The sequence below is a fragment of the Pseudomonas sp. BAV 4579 genome, assembly GCF_009765395.1.
Taxonomy (GTDB): domain Bacteria; phylum Pseudomonadota; class Gammaproteobacteria; order Pseudomonadales; family Pseudomonadaceae; genus Chryseomonas; species Chryseomonas aestiva.
Map to the genome: position 1 here is coordinate 1 of NZ_WHOV01000191.1, position 3,967 is coordinate 3,967.

Genomic DNA, 3,967 nt, shown 5'->3' on the forward strand with positions numbered 1-3,967 from the left:
CAGGGGCCGGGGGCGGCTCGGATCTGTCACTGCTCATCGGAACTCGAAAGGTAGCCTTAGAAATTCCGATCCTAGAGCAAGGCGAGCTAAAAACTAAAGGCCCAACCTTTTCCAATTGTGAAGAAAACGTAAAGACGTCGGTGCGCCGGGTGTGGTGTTTTGGAGGTCCGCGCAAAAAGCGCCGTCAAAATCGTGCAGTGACTTCTGGAACACCGCACCCTATCTACCAGTAGTTCTCCACCGCTACCTGGCCGGGTCGGCGACTCAGGGCCAGTTGCAGATCGCGGGTCTTGAGCAGCTGGCGGGTGTCGTCGACCATCTCCGGATTGCCGCAGATGAGGATGCGCGAGTGCTCGGGCGAGAGTTCGACGCCAGCGGCACGTTCCAGCTCGCCGTTCTCGATCAGGGTGGTGATGCGGCCACGCAGGGCGCCGGGATGCTCCTCGCGGGTGACCACGGGGACATAGACCAGGCGCTCGGTGAGGCCTTCGAGGTGTTCCACCTCGCCGTAACCGCGGATGACGGCCTGGTAGGCCAGATCACGGGCTTCGCGCACGCTGTAGACCAGCACGATGCGCTCGAAGCGCTCCCAGGTATCGGGTTCCTGCAGCATCGACAGGAAGGGCGCGAGGCCCGTGCCGGTGGCCAGCAGCCAGAGGTCGCGACCGCCGCCGAAGCGTTCCAGGGTGAGATAGCCGTAGGGCTGCTTTTCCACCAGCAGTTCGTCGCCCTCGCGCAGGCGGCTCAACTCGCTGGTGAAGGCGCCACCCGGCACCACGATGGAAAAGAATTCGAGGAAGTCGTCGTGGGGTGCCGAGACCATGGAGTAGGCCCGCCAGACGATGTCGCCATCGGCCTTGCGCACGCCCAGCCGGGCGAACTGGCCGGCGCGAAAGCGATAGCGCGGGTCGCGCGTGGTCCTCAGGCTGAAGAGGTTATCGCTCCAGGGCCAGGCGGCGGTGATCGTCTCGCGGGTGAACTTGTCTTCGGTGGCGGTCATACTGGCCTCTTTTTCCCGATTGCCTGGCGCCATTGTCCCGCAGTGAGCCGCCGATAAACACCGACAGAAACCATGCCTTCTCTCGTCTCGCCCTTCGCCACCCTCGAACTCGACCGCCAGCCACCGCGCCGCGACGATCCCCTGCAGGCCTTCGACGCCGCCGACGAGTACCTGCTGCAGCAGGTCGCCGAGCGCGGCCTGGACCCCGCCGCCCGGGTGCTGGTGCTCAACGATGGCTTCGGCGCCCTGGCCACCAGTCTCGCCGGCCATGCCCGGGTGACCTCCAGTGGCGACTCGCACCTGGCGGCCCTGGCGCTGGCGGCCAACCTGGCGCGCAACGGCCTTGCCGCCGAAGCGGTAACCTTCGTTCCGGCCAGCGAGGCGACCAGCGGTTCCTTCGATCTGGTGCTGATACGGGTGCCCAAGACCCTGGCCTTACTGGAGGAACAACTGATCCGCCTGCACGGCCAGCTGGCGCCCGGTGCGCGGGTGATCGCCGCCGGCATGCTCAAGCACCTGCCCCGCGCCGCCGGCGACCTGCTGGAGCGCCATATCGGCCCGGTGCAGGCGTCGCTGGCGGTGAAGAAGGCGCGGCTGCTGACCGCCATGCCCGAGGCGCGACCGGCGGTGGCCTCGCCCTACCCGACGGGTTATCACCTGGATGCACCGCCGCTGACCCTGGTCAACCATGCCAACGTCTTCTGCCGCGAAGGCCTGGACATCGGCACCCGCGCCTTCCTCCCGCACCTGCCTCAGGACATAGGCCAGGCTCGGGTGGCCGATCTCGGTTGCGGCAACGGCGTGCTGGCCCTGGCCTGTGCCCTGGCCAACCCCGAGGCGCGTTTCACCCTGGTGGACGAGTCCTACATGGCGGTGCAGTCGGCGCGGGAGAACTGGACCGCGGCCTTCGGCGAGCGACCGGTGGCGATCCGCGCGGCCGACGGCCTGGCCGACCAGCCGCCGCGGTCGCTGGACCTGATTCTCTGCAACCCGCCGTTCCACCAGCAGCAGGTGGTGGGTGACTTCCTCGCCTGGCGCATGTTCCAGCAGGCGCGAGCGGCGCTGACCGAGCAGGGCGAACTCTGGCTGGTGGGCAATCGCCACCTGGGTTACCACGCCAAGCTCAAGCGGTTGTTCAGGCGCGTCGAACAGATCGCGGCCACCCCGAAATTCGTGGTGCTCAGGGCGGTCCAACCTCTCTGACATCCACCCCGGAGCGAGAGCTGCCCGCGTGCCTTCCCTGCCCCTCGATCTCCACTACATCGCCCTGGTCCTCGAACTGATCGGCATCAGTGCGGCGATCCACGCCATCATCACGGTGCGTACCGCCCAGGGCGCCATGGCCTGGGCCATGGCGCTGGTGTTCATGCCCTTCCTCAGCCTGATCCCCTATCTGGTCTTTGGCCGGCGGCGCTTCGACAGCTATGTGAAGGCGCGGCGCCAGGCGGACGAGGAGATGGCGCGCCAGGCCGCCGAACTGGACTGGCGGCCCTGGATCGCCGAGGCCATGGCCGCCCAGCAGTGCAGCGCGGCCAATCGCAAGCTCAGGGCCATGACCGCCCTCACCGGTACCCCCTGCGTCGCCAACAACCAGGTGCGCCTGCTGATCAACGGCGAGGAAACTTTCGCCGCTATCCTCACGGCCATCCGCGGGGCGCAGAAGGTGGTGCTGGTGCAGTTCTTCATCATCCACGACGACGCTCTCGGCCTGGCCCTGCAGAACACCCTGCTCGACCGGGCCCGCGCCGGGGTCCAGGTCTTTCTGCTGTACGACGCCATCGGCAGCCATGCCCTGCCGCGCGCCTATGTGGAAAAGCTGCGCGAGGCCGGTTGCGAGGTGAAGGGCTTCAGTAATAGACGCGGGCTGATCAACAGGTTCCAGGTCAACTTCCGCAACCACCGCAAGATCGTCATCGTCGATGGCGAGGTGGGCTTCACCGGCGGGCTCAACGTCGGCGACGAATACATGGGCCTCAAGCCGCCCCTGGCGCCCTGGCGCGATACCCACCTGGAATTGCGCGGCCCGGCCTTGGCCACCCTGCAGGAGACCTTCGCCCAGGATTGGTACTGGGTGACCAGAAAGCTGCCCACCCTGCTGCTGCCGGAGCGCTACGAAGAGGGCGGCGTGCTCTGCCAGGTGGTGCCCAGCGGGCCGGCGGACGACCAGGAGACCTGCTCGCTATTCTTTGTCGAGGCCATCCACTCGGCGCGCCACCGGGTCTGGATCACCACGCCCTATTTCATTCCTGACGAAGCCGTTTCGGCCGCCCTGCGCCTGGCTGCTCTGCGCGGGGTCGACGTGCGCATCCTGCTGCCCTCGCGACCGGACCACAAGGTGGTCTATGCCGCCTCTTATCTCTATGCCTTCGAAGCGGTGCATGCCGGGGTGCGGGTGTTCCGCTACGGACCGGGCTTCCTGCACCAGAAGGTAGTGCTGATCGACGAGGACGTGGCTGCGGTGGGCAGCGCTAACCTGGACAACCGCTCCTTCCGCCTCAACTTCGAGGTCATGGTGATGGTGATGGACGTCGCCTTCGCCTGGGAGGTGCGCAAGATGCTGGAGCAGGACTTCAGTCGCTCGCGCGAGCTGACCCCCGAGGACAATGTCGCCCTGCGCCGCTGGCGGCGGGTGGCCATGCGGGTGGCGCGGGTGTTTTCGCCGGTACTCTGAGCATCCGTTACAAGGCCACAGGCAGCACAAGGTGCCGGTTTCCGAAACAAAGGCGACTCCTCGCCAGCGAAGGGCTCAATCGGCGGCTCCAGATCTTCAAAATAGCTGCGACTGTCTGCGGAATTTTCGGTGAACAGTTTAGAGATGGCCTTTAATGGCGAGGGAAAAGCTTGAAGGGCTGTTATCGACTGTGGATTCAACCGGTCGACGCAACAGCGTGGTTAAAACACTCGGCGGGAGTCGAGAACCCTAGGGTCTTTCTGGGGCGCTCGTTTAACTGCCGAGCCACTTCATCC

General features: G+C 65.9%; 4 protein-coding genes. 3 read left to right on the top strand and 1 reads right to left on the bottom strand.

Translation table 11 applies throughout. The features are described from left to right. On the top strand, positions 1 to 233 hold a 233-nt coding region (locus tag GSQ95_RS26325), incomplete at its 5' end, for a hypothetical protein (protein WP_218580228.1). On the opposite strand, the gene GSQ95_RS24595 is transcribed toward GSQ95_RS26325, so the two are convergent. After that, positions 224 to 1,000, bottom strand: coding sequence for a ferredoxin--NADP reductase (locus GSQ95_RS24595; protein WP_158896771.1), 777 nt, complete (start codon positions 998 to 1,000; stop codon positions 224 to 226). The two genes, GSQ95_RS26325 and GSQ95_RS24595, sit on opposite strands and share 10 nt — an antisense overlap. A 72-nt stretch (positions 1,001 to 1,072) precedes the next feature. Between GSQ95_RS24595 and GSQ95_RS24600 the strand changes: the two genes are divergently transcribed. Both GSQ95_RS24600 and cls read left to right on the top strand, forming a co-directional pair. After that, positions 1,073 to 2,203, top strand: a complete 1,131-nt coding sequence (locus GSQ95_RS24600; RefSeq protein ID WP_158896770.1) for a class I SAM-dependent methyltransferase — start codon at positions 1,073 to 1,075, stop codon at positions 2,201 to 2,203. Between the two features lie 28 nt (positions 2,204 to 2,231). Next, positions 2,232 to 3,671, top strand: coding sequence for a cardiolipin synthase (gene cls, locus GSQ95_RS24605; RefSeq protein ID WP_158896769.1), 1,440 nt, complete (start codon positions 2,232 to 2,234; stop codon positions 3,669 to 3,671). The last annotated feature ends 296 nt before the right edge of the window (positions 3,672 to 3,967 follow it).